The 19345-nt window shown below is 42.9% G+C and carries 19 protein-coding genes; 4 read left to right on the top strand and 15 right to left on the bottom strand.

What is annotated here, in order from left to right:
- Nucleotide 1 precedes the first annotated feature (1 nt).
- Genes guaD through xdhA form a run of 6 tightly spaced genes read right to left on the bottom strand, consistent with a single transcriptional unit; the run spans nucleotide 2 to nucleotide 6933 of the window.
- Nucleotides 2-1366 (bottom strand): guanine deaminase, encoded by a 1365-nt coding sequence (guaD, locus tag AC27JL_RS04430; RefSeq protein ID WP_487194911.1) that lies wholly within the window; start codon nucleotides 1364-1366, stop codon nucleotides 2-4.
- Nucleotides 1367-1368: 2 nt separating this feature from the next.
- Nucleotides 1369-1719 (bottom strand): hydroxyisourate hydrolase, encoded by a 351-nt coding sequence (gene uraH, locus AC27JL_RS04435; RefSeq protein ID WP_487194912.1) that lies wholly within the window; start codon nucleotides 1717-1719, stop codon nucleotides 1369-1371.
- Nucleotides 1716-2216 carry a 2-oxo-4-hydroxy-4-carboxy-5-ureidoimidazoline decarboxylase gene (gene uraD / locus AC27JL_RS04440; protein ID WP_487194913.1) on the bottom strand — a complete coding sequence of 167 codons (501 nt, stop codon included), beginning with the start codon at nucleotides 2214-2216 and terminating at the stop codon, nucleotides 1716-1718. Before uraD ends, uraH begins: the two co-directional genes overlap by 4 nt.
- A complete protein-coding gene (xdhC, locus tag AC27JL_RS04445) occupies nucleotides 2213-3103 on the bottom strand; it encodes a xanthine dehydrogenase accessory protein XdhC (RefSeq protein WP_487194914.1) in 891 nt (296 codons plus the stop codon). Before xdhC ends, uraD begins: the two co-directional genes overlap by 4 nt.
- Nucleotides 3096-5435, bottom strand: coding sequence for a xanthine dehydrogenase molybdopterin binding subunit (gene xdhB / locus AC27JL_RS04450; protein ID WP_487194915.1), 2340 nt, complete (start codon nucleotides 5433-5435; stop codon nucleotides 3096-3098). The genes xdhC and xdhB overlap by 8 nt, the downstream gene beginning before the upstream one ends.
- Complete coding sequence (gene xdhA, locus AC27JL_RS04455; RefSeq protein ID WP_487194916.1) at nucleotides 5422-6933, bottom strand: xanthine dehydrogenase small subunit; 1512 nt, start codon at nucleotides 6931-6933, stop codon at nucleotides 5422-5424. Before xdhA ends, xdhB begins: the two co-directional genes overlap by 14 nt.
- A gap of 473 nt (nucleotides 6934-7406) precedes the next feature.
- Here xdhA and AC27JL_RS04460 point away from each other — a divergent pair, with 473 nt between their 5' ends.
- From AC27JL_RS04460 to AC27JL_RS04475, 4 genes are all read left to right on the top strand, one after another.
- Nucleotides 7407-8246: a DUF417 family protein gene (locus tag AC27JL_RS04460; protein WP_487194917.1), complete on the top strand. Its 840-nt coding sequence runs from the start codon at nucleotides 7407-7409 to the stop codon at nucleotides 8244-8246.
- Nucleotides 8247-8261: 15 nt separating this feature from the next.
- The gene (locus tag AC27JL_RS04465) at nucleotides 8262-8513 is read left to right on the top strand and encodes a Rho-binding antiterminator (protein WP_487194918.1); all 252 of its coding nucleotides are present in this window, start codon (nucleotides 8262-8264) and stop codon (nucleotides 8511-8513) included.
- Nucleotides 8514-8832: 319 nt separating this feature from the next.
- Nucleotides 8833-9219, top strand: a complete 387-nt coding sequence (locus AC27JL_RS04470) for a hypothetical protein (protein WP_138739542.1) — start codon at nucleotides 8833-8835, stop codon at nucleotides 9217-9219.
- A gap of 133 nt (nucleotides 9220-9352) precedes the next feature.
- Nucleotides 9353-9799 carry a hypothetical protein gene (locus AC27JL_RS04475; protein WP_487194919.1) on the top strand — a complete coding sequence of 149 codons (447 nt, stop codon included), beginning with the start codon at nucleotides 9353-9355 and terminating at the stop codon, nucleotides 9797-9799.
- Nucleotides 9800-10012: 213 nt separating this feature from the next.
- Here the strand turns inward: AC27JL_RS04475 and AC27JL_RS04480 are convergent, their stop codons facing one another.
- From AC27JL_RS04480 to AC27JL_RS04520, 9 genes are all read right to left on the bottom strand, one after another.
- Nucleotides 10013-11299, bottom strand: coding sequence for an allantoate amidohydrolase (locus AC27JL_RS04480; RefSeq protein WP_487194920.1), 1287 nt, complete (start codon nucleotides 11297-11299; stop codon nucleotides 10013-10015).
- Nucleotides 11300-11314: 15 nt separating this feature from the next.
- The gene (locus tag AC27JL_RS04485; RefSeq protein WP_487194921.1) at nucleotides 11315-12544 is read right to left on the bottom strand and encodes a pyridoxal-phosphate-dependent aminotransferase family protein; all 1230 of its coding nucleotides are present in this window, start codon (nucleotides 12542-12544) and stop codon (nucleotides 11315-11317) included.
- Between the two features lie 3 nt (nucleotides 12545-12547).
- Nucleotides 12548-13372, bottom strand: a complete 825-nt coding sequence (locus AC27JL_RS04490; RefSeq protein WP_341219292.1) for a sulfite exporter TauE/SafE family protein — start codon at nucleotides 13370-13372, stop codon at nucleotides 12548-12550.
- A gap of 11 nt (nucleotides 13373-13383) precedes the next feature.
- Entirely contained in the window at nucleotides 13384-14949 is a 1566-nt protein-coding gene (locus tag AC27JL_RS04495) for a gamma-glutamyltransferase family protein (protein WP_487194922.1), read from the bottom strand.
- Nucleotides 14946-16154, bottom strand: a complete 1209-nt coding sequence (locus tag AC27JL_RS04500) for an amidase family protein (RefSeq protein ID WP_487194923.1) — start codon at nucleotides 16152-16154, stop codon at nucleotides 14946-14948. The genes AC27JL_RS04495 and AC27JL_RS04500 overlap by 4 nt, the downstream gene beginning before the upstream one ends.
- 339 nt (nucleotides 16155-16493) lie before the next feature.
- A complete protein-coding gene (locus AC27JL_RS04505) occupies nucleotides 16494-16976 on the bottom strand; it encodes a putative 4-hydroxy-4-methyl-2-oxoglutarate aldolase (RefSeq protein WP_487194924.1) in 483 nt (160 codons plus the stop codon).
- A 3-nt stretch (nucleotides 16977-16979) separates the two neighbouring features.
- Nucleotides 16980-17633, bottom strand: coding sequence for a TetR/AcrR family transcriptional regulator (locus AC27JL_RS04510; protein WP_006792620.1), 654 nt, complete (start codon nucleotides 17631-17633; stop codon nucleotides 16980-16982).
- A gap of 171 nt (nucleotides 17634-17804) precedes the next feature.
- Nucleotides 17805-18674 carry an alpha/beta hydrolase family protein gene (locus tag AC27JL_RS04515; protein WP_487194925.1) on the bottom strand — a complete coding sequence of 290 codons (870 nt, stop codon included), beginning with the start codon at nucleotides 18672-18674 and terminating at the stop codon, nucleotides 17805-17807.
- Between the two features lie 119 nt (nucleotides 18675-18793).
- The gene (locus AC27JL_RS04520) at nucleotides 18794-19288 is read right to left on the bottom strand and encodes an ankyrin repeat domain-containing protein (protein WP_487194926.1); all 495 of its coding nucleotides are present in this window, start codon (nucleotides 19286-19288) and stop codon (nucleotides 18794-18796) included.
- Between the last annotated feature and the right edge of the window lie 57 nt (nucleotides 19289-19345).

The raw sequence follows: 19345 nt of genomic DNA on the forward strand, positions 1-19345 counted from the left end.
GCTAAGCCTCTTCTAATTGCGGTGTCTGGGTGGCTGTAAACTGTTTTTTATCATCGCGTTTATATACGCTTTTACCCATTATGTAGGTTTGTTCAATGCAGCGGTCGTCGCCTAGCATCATCATGGCAAAAAGTTGCTCGTGCAGGGTTTTTGCGTGGCCAATTCTGAATTTTAAAAACGAGGTGGCGGCGTAATCCATTACAATAAAGTCAGCCTCGCAACCTATTGCAAAATTACCTATGGTGCCCTCTAAATCAAGCGCCCGTGCACCACCAAGAGTTGCTAAGTATAGGCCCTTAAAAGCTGAGAATTTTTGACCTTGAAGCTGTTGAATTTTGTACGCTTCGTTACCTGTTTGCAGCATAGAAAAACTTGTTCCTGCGCCTACATCTGTACCCATGCCTACGTTTATACCGTGCTCTTCACAGGCTTTTAAGTTTAATAAGCCTGAGCCTAAAAATAAGTTAGAGGTAGGGCAGTGCGAGATAGCCGCGTTGTTATCTGCAAGGCAGCAAAGCTCGCGCTCAGATAAGTGGATACTATGAGCAAATACAGAGCGTTTACGCACCATTTTAGCTTGCTCGTAAACACTTAAGTAGTCATCGGCCTCTGGGAATAACCCTTTTACCCATTCACACTCGTCTTTGTTTTCAGATAAGTGCGTATGCAGGTAAGTGTCGGGGTATTCTTCTAATAATTGAGTACATTTTTTCAGTTGTTCGGGGGTTGATGTAGGCGCAAAACGAGGCGTTACCGCGTAGCTCAACCTATCAACATTGTGCCATTTTTTTATGAGTGCTTTTGATTGTTCGTAACTGGTTTGTGCGCAATCTGATAAATCGTCAGGGCAATTACGGTCCATCATTACCTTACCGGCAATCATGCGTAAATTACGTTTTTGAGATTCGTTAAAAAACGCATCAACCGATTGTGGGTGTACCGTTCCAAACACTAGCGCGGTGGTGGTGCCGTTACGTAATAACTCATCTAAAAAGCGGTTTGAAACCTCACTTGAGTACACTTCACTGGCAAACTTTTTTTCGGTTGGGAAGGCATATTCTGTAAGCCAGCTTAAAAGCTGCTCGCCATACGCGCCGACCATTTCGGTTTGTGGTAAATGTATGTGCGTGTCTATCATGCCGGGCATAACCAATTTGCCATCGTGGCGAATAATAGTGGCTGATTTATCTAAGCTTGGCAGTATGTCTTGCTCGTAACCAAGGTTAACCACTTTACCGTTTTGAATAACTAATGCGCCTTTTTCAAAATAGCGGTGGGCGTTGTCGCCTGCTATGGCAGGGTCGTCAACAAAATCGAGTATGTTGGCACAAATTACGGTTAGTTTATTATTGTTTTGCGTGCTCATTATTAGCTACCTCTGTACGTTGAGTAGCCAAATGGGCTAAGCAATAACGGAATATGATGGTGTTTTTGATCTTGTAATCTAAAGGTTATTTGCGCTTCTGGGTAAAACGCTGGGGTAGGCTGGTTTTCATAGTAACTATCTAAATCAAATACTAGCTTATAGGTGGCAAATTCTACGTCTGTATTTAGCCAGTCGGTAATTCGCCCGTCGCTGTTTGTTTTACCTTGGGCGATTAATTCCCACTCGTTATTAGTGTGAACAAACAATTTTACTGTGACATTTTCAGCTGGCTTGCCTGTGCTGGTATCTAAAATATGGGTAGTGATAGGGCTTTTATTCATACTTTTATTCATAGCAATGACTCCAATCTTATTTTTGTTATTTTGGCTTGTTCGCCCGCGGCAATTGTTAGCTCTTTTTCGCGGGTGTTGTGTACGCGCTGCTCAATAAGTTCAAGCATTTGCTCAGCACTTTTACCGCTGGCACACACAATAAAAATAAAGCCAAATTTACTGAGGTATTGTTTATTTAGCTCAATCATTTTTTTTAGGGTTTGCTCGTTTGCTTTACTCATACCCGATTGTTCGTGCCCCGCTTTTTTTGCGGTAGCGGCGTACTTTTTACTTAATGTTGATAAATCGCCTATTTGCGGGTGGCCTTCAAAAGCGGCCAAATAATCGCTCTCACTTAGGCTATCCCATACGGTTTGCGCACTGTGAAAGAGGTGATCTTTATTTTCAAATGGCATGATATTTAGCATACCGCTTACCCAGTTAGGAGCGGCGCAGCAATGCTCTAATGCTTGATGCGCTTGCGCTGCATTTAGGTTATTAATTTTTAAGCTACTCATGCGTTTTCTTCCTCGTGCGTGGTGCTAATTAAGGCATTTTTAAGTGCACGCCATTGCAAGCCTTGGCGTTTGGGCGCATGGGTTTGCATAGCCTGATAAAGGCCAATTAACTGCCCGCTAATTGATATTGCCACTTCCATAGGGAGCTTGCCCGTTACATTTTCAAGTCCAACAGGGCAGGTCATTTGCTTTATTTGCTCGGTGGTAAAATTGCGATGAGCTAAGCGTTGTTTAAAGCGTTTTGCTTTGGTATCAGAGCCAATAACACCAAGCCAATTGGCATCAGCGCGTTTAATAATGGCTTGTGTGAGTGCAAAGTCGAGCTGGTGGTTATGAGTTAATATTAAGTAATTGTTAGCCTTTGGCGCGCGTTTAACTTGCTCTGTTGGCTCTTCATCAACCACTTTTATTACGTTATTAGGAATAACCTGTGGGAATACATCGGCGCGGCTATCTATCCAACGTATACGAATAGGTAATTGCGCCAATATACCAATAAGTGCCTGTGCTACATGGCCTGCGCCATAAATATCAAGCGTAAAGCGCTCGCATTGCATGCACTCAAGCATAACGGTGGCTGCTCCGCCGCAGCATTGGCCTAAATTTGCACCTAGGTTAAATTGCTCTATCACTTGGGCTGCCTCGCCTTTAGCAAGTAGCTCGCGTGCTTTTTCTATTACTACGTATTCAAGGTGACCACCGCCAAGGGTGTCGTAAATATGCTCGCCGCTTATTACCATTTTAGAGCCTGTGCCACGGGGGGTTGAGCCATTGGTGCCAAGCACAGTAGCAATAACATAATTAGTGCCGCTTTGTTCGTGCTCGTTTATAGCTTGCGCCCAATTTTGCGTATGAAAACCCTGAAACGACTCATTTAAATTAGCCATGTTGCTGCTCCTTAAACCAGCTGGCGGTTTGCTCAATTGCATTTAATACACGTTCAGGTGTAGCAGGCGTATCAAGTGGGGCGGTGTATTTGTAATCAGCCACACTGCTTATGGCGTTACGAATCGCACTCCACACACTAAAGGCCAACATAAACGGCGGCTCGCCAACTGCTTTTGATCTAAAAACGGTGGTTTCTGGGTTGGCAGAGTTATATAAATTTACGTTAAATTCGGCAGGGGTATCGCCAATAGCCGGGATTTTATAGTTAGCAGGGCCAAAGCTGGCAAGCTGGCCTTTATCGTTCCATTGTAGGTCTTCGGTGGTAAGCCAGCCCATACCTTGCACAAAAGCCCCTTCAACTTGCCCTATATCAAGTGCTGGGTTTATTGAACTGCCCACATCGTGCAGAATATCAACACGGGTTACGGTATTTTCACCTGTCAGCGTATCTATCTCTACTTCACTCAGTGCTACGCCGTGCGCGTAATAAAAAAACGGTCGGCCTTCGCCTTTAGCTCTGTCGTAATGAATTTTAGGGGTGGCGTAATAACCGGTTGATGAAAGCGATATACGGTTCATGTAAGCAAGGTTTGCAAGTTCGCTAAAGCTAATTTCGCCTTTGCGAAAGGTAATGAGGTTATCTTTAAATACAATACTTTGGCTGTCTACTTCAAAGTGCTCGCTTATAAAGTTTATTAAGCGTTCTTTTATGGTGTTTACTGCATTTAGTGCCGCCATACCGTTTAAGTCGGTACCGCTTGATGCGGCGGTTGGCGAGGTGTTTGGTACTTTGTCGGTACGGGTCGCGCTTATGCTTACTGCGTCAAAATCAACGCCAAAGCCATGGGCTACAATTTGCGCTATTTTTGTATTAAGCCCTTGACCCATTTCGGTGCCGCCATGGTTTAAATGAATTGATCCATCGCTATAAACATGTACGAGTGCACCCGCCTGGTTTAAGTGCTGTACGGTAAACGATATACCGTATTTTACCGGCGTCATCGCAAGGCCTTTTTTGATAATGGGCGATGATGCATTAAAGGCTTTAATGGCATCTTTACGTGCCCAGTAATCACCCGACTCCTCAAGCTGGCTTATCATATCTTTTAAAATATGCTGCTCTACTGTTTGATGATACGGCGTGGTGTCGCGGCCTTTTTTGTATAAATTAAGTTTTCGGATCTCAAGCGGATCTTTACCTAATTTAGCTGCAATGTCGTCCATTATTAGCTCGCCCATAATCATGCCTTGCGGGCCACCAAATCCTCTAAAGGCGGTGTGGCTTACAGTATTAACTTTACAGCGATTCCCTTTAATGGTGGCGGCTGGGTAGTAATAAGCGTTATCGGCATGAAACATGGCGCGGTCTACAATGGCATCGGATAAGTCAGGCGAATAACCACAAAATCCATTTACGGTTACATCAGCGCCTTCAATTAGGCCATTTTGGTCAAACCCTACATGGTATTGATTATAAAATGGGTGGCGTTTACCGGTAAGTTTAAAGTCGTCGCTGCGGGCTAGGCGCATTTTAACGGCGCAGCCAAGGTGATAAACCGCAAGCGCTGCAAGGCAAGCCCACGGCGCGCCTTGAGTTTCTTTGCCGCCAAAAGCACCGCCCATTCGGCGGGTTTCTACGTTTACAAAGCTAAATGGCTTTTTTAAAATTTTGGCAACTAAGTGCTGCACCTCTGTTGGGTGCTGCGTAGAACATTGCACATGAATCCCGCCATCGTTGTCGGGCTGAGCGAGTGCTATTTGCCCCTCAAGGTAAAAGTGTTCTTGCCCGCCTATGTGTATTTCACCTTTAAGTTGGTGGGCTGCATTATTTATGGCTTGCTCGCTATTACCGCGCTTGAGTGAATGTGGCGGTCTTACCCAGTGCTCTTTTTTTATCGCTTTTTTAATATCAAGTATGGGGGTGGTTTGCTCGCACTCTATAACCACTAAGCGAGCAGCGCGGCGCGCCATTTCGTAGCTGTCGGCAACGACTACCAGCACAGGTTGCCCGTGGTATTGAATTTCGTGATTGGTTAATAGCACATCACCTGGGAATATTGGGCCAATATCAAGCTTACCGGGTACATCATCAGCCGATAAAATACGCTTAACACCTGCCACTTCAAGCGCTTTGCTTGAATCAATTGATTTAATAAAGCCGCTGGCAATGGGCGCAAGTACAGGGTAGGCGTGTAAGCAGCCATGAGGCTCTGGGTTATCGTCGGCGTAGTTTGCATTGCCACATACTTGTTTTATTGCACTTTCGTGGTACTTAGATTGGCCAACGCTTCCGCCTTGGGCTTTTAGTTTATCCATTTCAAAGTGACGCATGTGAGATCCTCGTAATGGTAATGTTGTTATTATTTTTATTGTTACTACTAGGCTGTGCATCGCAAAACTCAATACCAATACGCTGTAGCAAGTTTTTGCTTACTGTAGTGCGGTAATGTGCGCTGCTGCGTACATCGCTCATTGGAGAAAAGTCGTCATTTATAGCGGCTGCGGCATCTATAAACGTACTTACTTGTAAGGGCTGAGCATTAAGTTTTTGCTCTATGTGCGTGGCGCGTTTGGGTATTGCTGCCATACCGCCCATGGCGCAGCGGGCATTGCTAATTACGCCTTGCGTTTGCTCTATAGCCAGTACTAAACACACAGTAGATATATCGTCTTCAAAGCGTTTTGAAATTTTATGACACGCAAGCTTTAACGAGTCTGGGCGTTTAGGTACGGTAATTTTGCTAATGACTTCATCGCTTTTAATGACTGTTTTTTTGTAATCAACAAAGTAGTCGGCCACGTTTATAGTGCGTGTGCCTGCTGCGCTTAATAAATCCATAGTGGCATTAAGTGCAATGAGTAAAGGAGCTGGATCGCCAATTGGAGAGGCATTTCCTATGCTGCCACCTAAGGTGCCACTGTTACGTACTTGGTTAGAGCCTAGGCGTTCAAATAGCTCTTTAGACTCTGGGTAGTAATTGTAAAAAGTATCTACAAACTGGCTGTAAGGGAGTGCTGCACCAATATGTAGCTCGCCGTCGTTATCGCTTAATGTGCACAGCTCTTTAGCTTGGCTTAGGGATATTATTACATCGGGTAATAGCATATTTTGGCTAAGCTCTATGGCAAAGTCGGTGCCACCAGCAACCAAGTGTGCATGCGGGTAAAGCGCTTTTAGTTCAACTAGCTGCTTAGCATTTTGTGGCAAGTAGAATTTGCGTGGGCCATTTTTTAAAAATGGAACATCGTCATCATATTGCGTATTAAGTGAGGCTTTAAACTGAGCGGCCATGGCTGAGTAAGGCTCATTTTTGCGCTCATAGCTGTAGGCTTTTTCTACTGCGAGTAAAATAGGGCTGTAGCCAGTACAACGGCACAAGTTGCCACCTAAAGCATGAATAGCAGCTTTTTTACCTGGGTAACTCGGTTGATTAATATAAAGCGCCAACATGCTCATTATTATACCTGGGGTACAAAAACCGCATTGCGAACCATGGCACTCTACTAATGCGCGTTGTACTGGGTGTAAGTCATCAAGGGTTGGGTAAAGCCCCGCTGTTACAGCTTCTACGGTTACTATGTGTTTTGCGTGTGCATTGCCTAATAAAAGCAGGCAGCTGTTCATGGTTTGGTAGTGCCAAACAGGGTTACCGTTTAAGTTTGTTTTTTCTTCGCCGACTAAAATTGTGCACGCGCCACAATCGCCTGTAGCACACCCTTCTTTAGTGCCCACTTTCCCTTTTTTGGTGCGTAGCCAGTCCAAAATGGTGAGACTTGGCGAGCATTCTTGTTCTTCAATTGGCGTGTCATTTAATAGAAACTGAATCACACAGACCCCCTTAGCTTTTTAACACCCTGTTTTTAATAAGGTTTGTTGTTTGCTTTTTCGTATTGTTATTGCGCAAGTAAGAAAAAAGCTGTTTTATTATGATTAATACTTTGCAGTTAATATGCCATATCTGACCGATCGGTTAGCTTTTTGGTGTTTAGTTAATTTAACAAGCATTAAAAACAAGGGTGTGTATTTATTTTTATATTTTATATCAGAGGTTTATTTTGTTTTTATTCTTTTTTATATGAGGTGATTAAATTTTTTTGTTGGTTTTTAGGCAGGGTTTTAATAGTTTTTACGCATCAACCTGACCAAAAGGATATGTTTATTTATGTGAGTTTTTTGTTTTTGAAAAGTGCGCTTATATAACTTTTTAAGTTACATATGAGTGAATATTTGTTTGGCTAGGTTGAATGCTTTTTATAAAGAACAAGGTCTTTATTAGGCATGACAAATTTAATGAGCACATAATGAACTTAACACACACAAATAACGCACTCATCTTCATACTTACACTCAGCTTTGCGTTGCTTGGTGTATCGTTTGCTTTAGGTGCAAACCCAAACACACTTACAGCGACCTTTAGCTTTTATGAACTTGATACGTTATTCAGTGTAGATACGTTAGGTTTGCTCACAGGCACCGCTATGATTGCATTGGCACTCGCCACTCTAGCCGCACATTTAAAATTACTAAAGCCTATGCCAGTAGCTGTTTTAGCGTTAATTGTTTGCATTGTGCCTTTACTTACTTTATTGGCTAGTAACCGTTGGATGCCACAGTTAGGAGGCTTTCCAATTATTGGCAGTGGGCAAGGCATTATTAAATACTTTGCTGTTATTCCTTTGTATTTATTTTTGTTTTATAAAAATAAGCTCACCGACAAACAACATGTTTTTTTAAACTTTATACCGGTTGCTATGGTGTTACTGTGGATTGGCGGCATGAAATTTTATGAGTTTGAAGCTAAAGCCATTGTGGGCTTAGTAGAAACCTCACCGTTTATGTCGTGGTTATACACGGTATTTAGCGTACAAGGCGCATCAAACGTAATTGGCGGGTTTGATATATTATTTGCAGTGCTTCTTGGCGTGGGTATTTTACTTAATAATAAAAAGCTCATTATTGTTAGTGGTTTAGCGTGTTTAAGTGTTTTTTTAATGACCCAAACATTTTTAATTACCGCCACCGGCGCATTAAGTTCAGGCGCGTTATTAGATCGATTAGGCCAATTTGTAATTAAAGATTTATGGTATATAGGCAACTTAATTGTTATTGCCACTTTAATGCTGCTTAAGCCAGCTAAATAATGTAAAGAGAACTTTATGATCAGTTGCAACCATTACGATTACATCGAAATTGCTTGTATGCACAGGCTGAATATTGAGCTTGTATTAAAAAATGGTGATAGTGTATGTGGTGTAGCAACTGATACAAAACGCAATGCACTCAAACAAGAGTGCATTGCCTTAAATGCAAGTGGCGAGCTAAAGCTCATAGAACTTACCGGCATTAGTGTAATTAAAGCGCTCACTCACAACCCGTATTTTGATAATATAAACTTTGAGGTTAATTAAATACTCCACTATAGCTATATTAATAATGCTGCAAAGGCAGCGCTGTAAACCCCTATTAAAAACAAACAATGTATATAATCCACAACTTTTACTCTAATTCGCAACCCAACCCAATAACCTTATCAATACGGCTTTTGTATCTTATAAAAAATCACTTTTATAACCTCTAATTGCTTGTTTACATTGCAGTTGTTTGGTGGGATTATTAAGCTATATTATGTGTGCCGTTTACGGCAAGCGTCATATCCTTTATTTGGAGTAGTTGTTGTTAAAGTGTAGTAAGTGCAAAACAAAAAATAGTTTTAAAACTGATTTTTGGATGTCAAAAATCGATATGGTGGGATTTCTTTTTCTTAGCCTTTGTTTATCTATTCCAATAGGTTTCTTGGCTTTTTTAGCTGAAGAGTCACAAGGTTTTGCTTATTTTATAGCTTTTTTTACATTTGTTATTGCGGTAATTGGCAAGCACTATAAGGTTGTGGCACTTTTATTTGTTGAGTTGTGTATAGATTCAGCACTCTACGAAAATGGCGCTTATGAATTTAGTTTTATGGTGGCAACAGCGTTTGTTCTGACGTTTATAAAAATTGGAAGTAAAGTGTATGGCTTCTTTTTTCAGTGCGTTAACTATAAGTTCGAATTAGATATCACCTGTGGTAAGTGTAAGAAAGTTTATAAGCAATTAAAATTACCGCAGCAGGCATAGTCAGCATATATCAAGCACATTAAAAATGGCGTTAAATGCTCTTTTGAGACTCATTCTCTGCTAATTATAGCCAAGCATTCCCCGCAATATATGCGAGCGTTAGCAATCATCAATCTTAGTAAGGAGCCAACATTTGAAAAAAGTTATACTCGCTGTTGCAGTTTTAATGTCGAGCATTTCACATGCATCGGAAAATGCGAAAAGTTTTTTTGATGAATATACGAAGTTAGGTAGTAATTTTGACGTGAAAGTTGCTTCTTTATATGCAAACGATGCCAAAATTCATTCCTATCGTGTTTACCCGCATGGTACGGAGCGTCAAATGGAAATTACGGGTGAACAGTGGAAGGTGCTTGTCCAACGTGTAATGCCATTGGCAAAAATGAAAAATGACAAAAGCACATTCAAAAACATAGCAATAAAGCCTGAAGGAAATGGCTACAAGATCAAGGCACACCGATATTCTGAAAAGAAATGTTATACCGATAAAGGCTATTATATGCTTCTAAAAAGAACGGAGAAGGGGCAGCTAGAAATTGTGGAAGAATACATGGAAACACAGCCGCAATCTGATTGCTAACCTACCACCTAGTTACATTATTAAATAATTGACGTAAATACGCCGTTTAAACATCAGTAATATTACAATTGAATATAAAAAGCAGGTATTTACTATTACTGCTTTAGCTGTAGCTGTAACTCATCTTGGAGATATGCGAGTAAAACCTCACAAGGTTAATCGTTAAATAGAGTAATACTTAAATTTTAACCTCTGGATTACTTATTAGCTTCACTATTCTTTTAACGTTTGTGTATACAGTACAAGTGCGCTGTACATTACGCTGAGTGCTTTTGTTACATCCTCATCAATAACAGCTTCTGCGGGGTGATGGCTTATGCCGCCAGGGCTGCGTATAAACAACATACCAACAGGGCAAATAGGGGCTATGGCCATTGCATCGTGCCCAGCGCCAGAGGCAAGTGAAGGCGATGCTTGGTTGTTAAGTTTGCATGCGCCAGTAAATAAATGCTGAATTTGAGTGTCGCACGCTACGGCTTCGGCGGCATGAGTCCACTGCCAATCAAGTGTTAAATTTCGTTTTTTTGCTATAGATTGAGCGCTACTTTGTATGGCGCTTAGTAAGTTAGCGAGATCGGTGTCGCTCTGTGCACGTGCGTCTAGGCTTATGGTTGTTTTACCAGCAATAACATTTGTAGCGCCTGGACGAGCATGAATTTGACCTACGGTGGCTACCTCACCATTACTCGCGTTTTTTGCTAGTTGTTCTATGGCAAGAATCAGTTCGGCGCAGCCTGCTAACGAATCCTGGCGTAAATTCATTGGTGTAGTACCCGCATGGCCGCTTTGACCTGTTAAAGTGATCATAGCGCGCTTGGCCCCTGCAATGGCTGTAACAATGCCTAGCGCCTGATTTACCGACTCAAGCACGGGGCCTTGCTCTATGTGGGTTTCCCAATAACCGAGTAATTCGTTTTTGTTAAGGGCAGTTTTTGCGTAATCATCAGGGTTTAGGCCAAAATCCAGCATGGCTTGGCGCATGGTAATGCCGTTTGTATCTTGTATATTTAACCACTGGGGGTCAAACTCGTTTGCTAGTGCTTTTGAGCCAATTAATGTGGTGGCAAAGCGGGTGCCTTCTTCATCACAAAAACCCACAACATCTAAATGAAAGGGTAAATCAAGCTTAAGCGTGTGTGCAAGGGCGGCTATTTCAATACCGAGTAAAACCCCTAAAATGCCATCAAATGCGCCGGCATTGGGTACGGTGTCAAGGTGCGACCCTATAATTAAGCGTTTAGCGTTTGGGTTTGATGATGCCAAGCGCCCCCAAAAATTGCCTACTTCGTCTTGCCACGATTGCATGCCCGCCTCTGCCATCCACTCGGCAGTAACGCTATTACACTCTTTGTGCTCTTTAGATAAATACACACGGTGAATGCCGCCTTGCATTTGCGATAGGCTACTAAGTGTTTTACAACGCGCTAAGGCGCGTGCAGCAAATTTATTAGCCAGCTCGCTGTTTAATAATGGCTCATGGAGTGGGCTTGCAATCGTCATGCTAAATCCTTTTTATTATTTGTAATGGGAAAGGGCGGCAATAGCGGCTTCGCCTTTAGGGCCTTTGTAACCGTTGGCATGCAGGCAGGCATCTAGGCTTGCCAATGTTTGTAATACGGTATCTTTGCGGGCGTTGTAGCCCATAGTGCCAATACGCCAAATTTTGCCATGCAGTGGCCCAAACGAGGTGCCAATTTCAATACCAAAGTCGGTTAGCATTTGTCCGCGTACATGGTCGGCGTTAATTCCTTCGGGAATATACACACCCACTACGTTGTTCATTTTATGACTAATGTCGCCAAATACGTTCAAGCCCAGTGCTTGAATTCCCGTTAGCATGGCATCGCCGTGTAATTTGTGGCGGGCAACGCAGTTATCTACGCCTTCTTCAATAACAATGCGTGCACATTCTGATGCGCAATACAGCATGCTGGTGGCTTCGGTGTGGTGGTTAAGGCGCTCCTCCCCCCAGTAATTCATGATCATGCCTAAATCAAAGTAGTTTGAGCGTACAAATGGCTCGGTGCCGTCGGTATGCTCCGCGGTACGAATACCCGCTTCTACTTTTTTACGTTTTTGGATCCAATCGGCGCATTTATCGCTCAGTGTTAAAGGGGCAGAGCCAGACGGGCCACCTAAACATTTTTGCAAACCAACCGACAGCGCATCGAGTTTCCACTCATCGGCGGGTAAATCGTTACCTACAATTGAGGCGGTGGCATCGCAGTAAAATAATACATCGTGCTTTTGGCAAATATCACCAATGTATTCAAGCGGCTGGTTCATGGTTGTTGAAGTATCGCCTTGCACCATGGCAAGTACATGGGGTTTTACGTCAACAATGGCTTTTTCTATTTTTTCGGGGGTAAATACTTCGCCCCAGGGTACGTCTATGGTGTGCACTTTAGCGCCAACGCGCTCGGCTATTTCAGCAAGCAAGTGGCCAAAGCGGCCCATAATGGGCACCAGTACTTTATCGCCCGGGCGTAAAATAGAGCATAAAACGGCTTCTATGCCTGCGCGCGATGTGCCATCAACTAACATGGTCCATTCGTTTTTGGTTTTAAATATTTCACGATAGCGGGCCATGGTTTCGTTCATAAAACCGGTCATTACTGGGTCGTATTGGCCAATTAGCTGCGCCGACATAGCACGCAGTACGCGTGGATCTGCGTTAATTGGCCCAGGCCCCATGAGTAAACGCTGCGGCGGGTTTAAAGTTTGAATTTGCGTGTTGCTAAACATGTTTTAGGCTCCGATTGTCTGAATAAGCATGCGAATGCCCGTTATCATTAATACAACGGCAAAGGCGCGTTTTAATTGTTTTTGATCCAGCTTGCTACCAATTTTTACGCCAATAGGCGCAAACAAAATAGTGAGTGGAATAATAAGTAAAAAGGCAGGGAGGTTAACTAACCCCCACGTACCTAGGGGAGCATCGGTTGGCGTGGTGCCAATACTTAATAAGGTAACTACGCCCGGTAGCGCAATTAATAAGCCAAATACAGCTGCTGTGCCAACGGCAACATGGGCACGTACGTTAAATGCGTTAAGCATTGGCACACCAATTGTGCCGCCGCCAATGCCTATCATTACCGATAAGCCACCAACAATACTTGCCATTACGCCTTGGCCAAATTTACCCGGTAATTTACTTACAAGGGCTGGTGCGCCGGCTCTAAACAACATGTTAAGGCTGACTAAAATAGCAATACACGCAAACATAAGTACCAGTGCATTACCGCGTATTGAGTGCGCTAAGTAGCTGCCTACAACGGCCATTACTAAAATAAACGGCGCCCAGTATTTAATTAAAGCAAGGTCAATGTTGCCCTTTGCATGGTGCGAGCGAATAGACGAAATAGACGTAGGCACTATGGTGGCAAGCGATGTCGCGGTGGCTATCATCATGGCCGACTCAGGGCTTACGCCAAAACCTTGTAGTAAAAAATACAGCACAGGTACGATAACAATACCGCCGCCTACACCAAAAAGTCCTGCTAAAATTCCGGCAAAAATACCGGTTGCTATTAAGGCCGCAATAATTGGCCATTGATTCATTATTTCTGTCATGTGTGTTCCTACTACGTTGATGAAACAGTTGCACGGCCATCAGAGCGAGGATCCGTTGCAGCTTCAAGGGTTGTAGGGGTATCTAAAATAGCACCCGCGTGACCCATCATTTCGTTGTTGTCCTCGACACTTACCCAGTCGTGGCCACGTTTATTTAATTCATTGTCTATTTGGGCAGCGAGGCTGTGTTCTATTTTTAAATTTGTGCTGGTGTCGCCCCATGTGCGGCCAAGTAACCAGCGCGGATCGCTTACCGCTTGGCTAATTGACTTATTTCGCCACGCGTATCCCGCAAATACAGCGGCTTGAGTTTGTGGTTGGCCTTCACCACCCATAGTGCCATAGGCAAGGCGTCTGCCATCGTCAAACTTAGCCATAGCCGGGTTAAGGGTATGTGCTGGGCGTTTATTTGGCGCTAGTGCATTGGTATCTTTAGTGTTTAAGCTAAAACTTAGCCCGCGGTTATTCCATACAAATCCGCCTTCGCTCATGAGTATGCCGCTACCAAATTCCCAGTAAATACTTTGAATAAAGCTCACTAGTTGGCCGTTCTTATCACGTGCTGCCATCCAAACTGTATCGCCAGGCTGGGCATCAAACGGCCATTTTTTGGCGGTATTCATATCAATATTGTTGGCTAGCTCGCTTAAGCGCTCATCGGTTAGTGCGTTTTTATAATCATCGCCAAGCGCTTTAGGGTCGGCCCAAAGCGTTGGTCGGTGGGTAAAGCTTTGCTTGGTGGCTTCTACAATTAAGTGGGTCCAATCGCCCTCGGTGTTAGCTTTGTGTTTTAGCTTATCAACGGTTCCGATTATTTGTAGCGAATGTACGCCTTGAGTAGGTGCAGGTAAGTTATAACAATTAATACCCGACAAATTAGCATTTAGCGGGCTTACTACATCGGCTTGCGTGTTGGCAATATCATTTGGGGTAATAATACTGCCAGCTTTGGCTAAATCGGCTGCAAACGAGTCGGCAAGTTCGCCTTCATAAAATGCATTTAAGCCATGTTTAGCTAAATGCTCAAAGGTATCGGCAAGTTTTGGGTTTTTAAAATGTTGGCCTGCTTTTAACGGTTTGCCATTTGGGATGTATAGTGCTTTAAATGCATCATTTGTATTGGTAACCGTCGCGAGTTTTTCGCAGCCTGCTTGCAAACTTTTGGTAACAGTAAACCCTTCGCGGGCAAGTTTGATAGCTGGGGCTAAAATAGTACTTAGCGAAAGGACTGCGTGCTCATCTAATTCAAGGGCTTTTTGCCAGCCACGAAGTGTAGCCGCTTGAGTCAATGCGCTTAAACCGCCACGCTCTGGTATGTGTGGCTCATTGCTGTAGGCGCTGATGTTGTTTGGTGCACGCCCGCATGCATCAATAGCGGTGGGTGTGCTTTGGTTTGGGTTGTCAATAAGCCAAAAACTGTCGCCACCAATTGAGTTCATATGTGGGTAAACCACGCTAATAGCAGCGGCTGCTGCAACCATAGCTTCGGTGGCTGTGCCGCCTTGCTTTAATATTGAGGTGCCTGCCTCGGTCGCTGAAAAGTGCGGGGCCGTAAAGGCAATGTTGTGTGCGTTCATGTGAGAGTTTCCTGTTTAAAATATGCAGCTAGTTGTGTTGCGCAGGCAAGTAAGCTTTTATCGTTATTGTGGCTCATCATGAGTGAAAACCCATATGGATGGCCATTTGCTAGATTAGCCAATGGTAAGTGAACTTGCGCCGAGCGGCTCAAGCCCGCAATAGCCGATAGCGTAATTATTTGCATGCGTAAGGCACTTGTGTCGGCGCCCAATTTAGGTGCGGTTGTTGGGGTTGTTGGCAAAAATAAGCAGCTAGTTGAATTTAGGTTTTTAGCAATTAATGTTTGCCATTGGGTTTGAACGTTAAGTGCTTCTTTTTCTTCTTGGGCGGTTAGTGCCAATGCCATTTTAAAACGGGCTGCAATTGCCGGAGCAAACTGGGGAGGCTGCTCCGGCAACTGAAGCCAATCTTTGTGCGCTTTAGCAATAGCACGTCCTTGCAATATTCTAAAACTATCAGCGAGTTCGCTTAATAAGCTGATGTTAGGTAGTTCAAATTCTTTGTGGTGTTTAAAATAAGGTTTGGTTTTTTTAAGCAATTGTTTAAGTGGTGCTTGTAAAACTGGGCTGACTAGCTCAAATAAGGGCTCACAAATAACCAAGGTATTTACACTATTAATAGCTTGGCTTGGTAACAATACGTCCCCTACTTTTTCTAATAGTTCTGCACTTTGGGTAAGCCAGCCAATGGTATCAAAAGGGGGAGCTAGCCGGATTAGGCCGTCTTTTTCAATTACGTTATGGCTTGGCCTAATACCAAATAAGCCGCAGTAACTTGCGGGTATTCTAATAGAGCCTCCGGTATCGGTGCCCAACCCGATGTCAGCTAAATTGCCGGCTACTGCGGCGGCTGATCCCATACTAGAACCACCGCATGCATGCCCTTTTATTTTGGGGTTTTGTGCTGCGCCATAGTGAGTATTATTACCTTCTAAGCTATAGGCAAGCTCGTCGGTATGGGTAAAACCTTTAAAAATACAGCCAGCATCCATTAATTTGTTAACACTACTTGCTGTTTGCTGGGCAGGTTTTGCTGCTTTAAACCAGCTAGGGTTACCTGCGCTGTTGCGCTCGCCTTTAACTGCAAATACATCTTTTACGGCTAGGCGCTTAGTGCTTAGTATGCCCGTTTGACTTGATTGCCAATTACTGGGGCCATGGTCACAAAATATACCTGTGTTTTTAGTTTTTAATTGCGTGTTCATTTTGTAACCCATCTACATAAAACTGACCAAATGGTTATTTACTAATTTTAAATTGAGTAAAAGAGAATAGTGTTGTTATTTTTTTCAGCTCTCTACGTAATATCTTATTTTTATTAACTGAGCACTAATTGTACTTTGCATCGGTGGTTTGGTTTTAGCGAACTTAATACAAGCAAAACAAATGCCAAAAGTAAATTCCTGTCCGATTGGTCAGGTTTTTGGGGGTTGCAGAGGCGGATTTATAATTTTGAAGTTTTAAAGTGGGTGTTTTTAACCGCAAAACAAACCAACTTGGTGCATTGCTGCACCAAACTAGTTGTTATTATTTACACGAATTTATTAAATAAGGGGGGCTTTACTAATTATTAGGCCATTAACGTCGCCATACAGCCAATCGTTTGGTGCTATTGCGGTATTTAGCATATTAATAACTTGGTCTTGATCGCCAAAACCGCGCTTAAGTGTGCTACGAGGGGTTGAACCAATCGCCATTACAGGTAAATCCATTGTTGCAAGTATTTCTATATCGCGGCAACAACCATTTATTACAACACCTTCCCAGCCATTTTGTAGCGCGCGTTCGGCCATAATGTCGCCAATAAAAGCAAAACGTTTGCTAGCAAACCCATCAATTACTAACACTTTCCCTTTACCATCTTGGTGGAAAACATCGGCGGCAAGCGAGTTGTCTTCTGGGCAGGTTACCGTTACTGCTTGGCCACTAAAGGTGGTTTTTTTACCAAAGTGGCGCAATCCACTATCTGCTACTTGAACCGAGCTGCGGTGATCGTCGAATAGGTCAGGGGTTGTAAAGTTTTCCATGTGTTAGGCCTCGTTTGGGGCGGGTATTTTTAAGCCAATACCTTTTAAAATTATGTGGGCAATTGATTGTGTTATTTGTGCCACGTCGGTTTCATCATATTCTAATTTGTTCATGACTAGCAGTACTTCTGCTTGAAAGTCTGCGTAGTATTGTGTTGTTGACCAAATAGTAAATAAAAGGTGATGGGGGTCCACTTGGTCTATTTTTTTTGCGTCCATCCAGGATTGAAACACATCAATTTTTTGTTTAACCCAAGGCCGTGTATTTGTTCTAAAGTAGTTTTGTAAATAGGGGGCGCCACGCAAAATTTCATTGGCAAATAAACGAGATTGAAGAGGTTGGTTTACGGCAAGTATTACTTTACTTTTTATGTAGTTATAAAGCACTGCTGCGGGGTCGTCTTCAGCGGTGACGTTATCAAGGCCTAAGTTCCAATTTGCTATTATTCTGTCTATTACCGCTTCGTAAAGGCCATCTTTGCTTTTAAAGTAATACAGTATGTTAGCTTTTGGAACGTTAGCCTCTTTTGCAACCATGCTCATGCTTGCGCCGTCATACCCATTAAGAGAAAATAATTGCTCGGCGGCATTTAATATAAGCAGTTGGTTTTTTTCCCGAGTGACTTCTTTTTTATTTGGTTTTATTTGTGTAGTCATTATTGATTGTGCGTGTTTAACGTGTTGATTGATTGTAGCTTTACTGACCGAAAGGTCAATTACTAAAGTGGCTTTAAATTTAACAGCGCGTAAATATGCTTAGGTATGCAGAGGTTAGATGGAGTTAGCAGGTGTGTGTTTAGCGTATAGGGAGCTAAACACACCATGGTGTTAAATACTATGTTTGTTTAGCCAGTCTAGTGCTAAAGGCCATAAAGCGGCAGACCTTTTACTAAAAAACTTCATGTGGCCAATATCTTTCAGGTTATATTCACTGGGCTTTAAATGTAGCGTTTGTGCGTTAAGTTTTGGAAAAACAGAAAGCATATCAGCAACATTATCGTTATTTGCTATATCATCATCGCTGGCATTAATCCAAAGCGAAGGTATGACTAGTTCATTATAAAAATGTTGAAATACTGTATTGCCAAATGCTGATTTAACATACCCTTGTGCGTTACACCATTTTTGCCACTGTTGAGCTACGCCTTTAGGTAAAGGCTCGCCCATACCAAACCATTGTGATTTAGTATGGCCAAATAGTGCATTACTCACCGGAATAACCCCATTCATAAAAAAGTGTGCTTTAACCTGATACGCCAAGCGCATATTGGTTAATTTGCCCGAGGAACACGCAAAGTTAAACAGTGAGCTGAGTTGAGTGGCATTGTGCATTAAACCTACTAGCTGCCCGCCGGCACTGTGACCTATCAAATGGTAGTGGGTATTCGGAAATGTTTTTTGAAGTTGTTCTAGCACTGCGGGCATATCCTGCTCGCCCCACGATTGCAAATTCGCTTTACTATTTTTAATGCTGCCTTTAAGTGATTGGCCTATCCCGCTGTTGTCAAACGTAATAACGGCAAATCCATTTTGCTGCAAGTAAGTAGCAAAGTTTGCATAAAACTGCTGCTTAATCCCCGTTGCAGGTGCAATCATTACTGCGCCTTTTATGGTGCCTTCTGGTTTAAATACATGCGCGCTTAATGTTTGCCTGTTATTGCAGGTAATAGTGATGTGATCAAAGTGTGGTGTGGCCATTAGAGTTATTATTTTCCATATAAAGTACACAGGTGAAAAGAATAGCTGGTTAGACCAGTAGAGGCAATAATACTATTTTTCCCGTGTTCATGTCCTAATGGCAAAAAATCAAAAACAAGCTATTTTGCGTCACTATTCACCTGCGCTAGTAAGTCGAGTACTTTTTGTTGACCAAAAGTTTGTGCAAATTGCTCTGCTGTTTGGCCGGCTTTGTTTTGATGGGCGTTATCGCAATCAAGGCTGACAAGTGTTTTAGCTATGCTAAATTCGCCTCTAAATATAGCGGCCATTAGGGCCGTATTACCACGCTTATCTTCAAGGCAGGCATTAGCGCCTAACTGTAAAAGCGTGTTAACCGTGCTTTTATTACCGTGATAAGTGGCAATCATTAGCGCGGTGTAACCTTTGTTGTTGTAACTATTAATAGGAATGCCAGCATCAACAAACTGCGTTATTACGGCGGTGTCGTCGGTGCGTGCGGCTGCAAAGTAATAAGCAAGTAGGCTTTCGTACTGTGTTTGGGCGGTTGTTGGCTCATTTACAGTGCTTTGTTGTTCATTACCAAAGCTTGAAAAGCTCATCACTAAAGTAAATATAATAAGGAATTTACGCATACGGTTTACCTTTTAAAAAAAGAGGAAGGAGAGTCGATCCTTCCTCTTGGTTGGGTA

The organism is Pseudoalteromonas sp. 4NS20-0020, assembly GCF_057554385.1.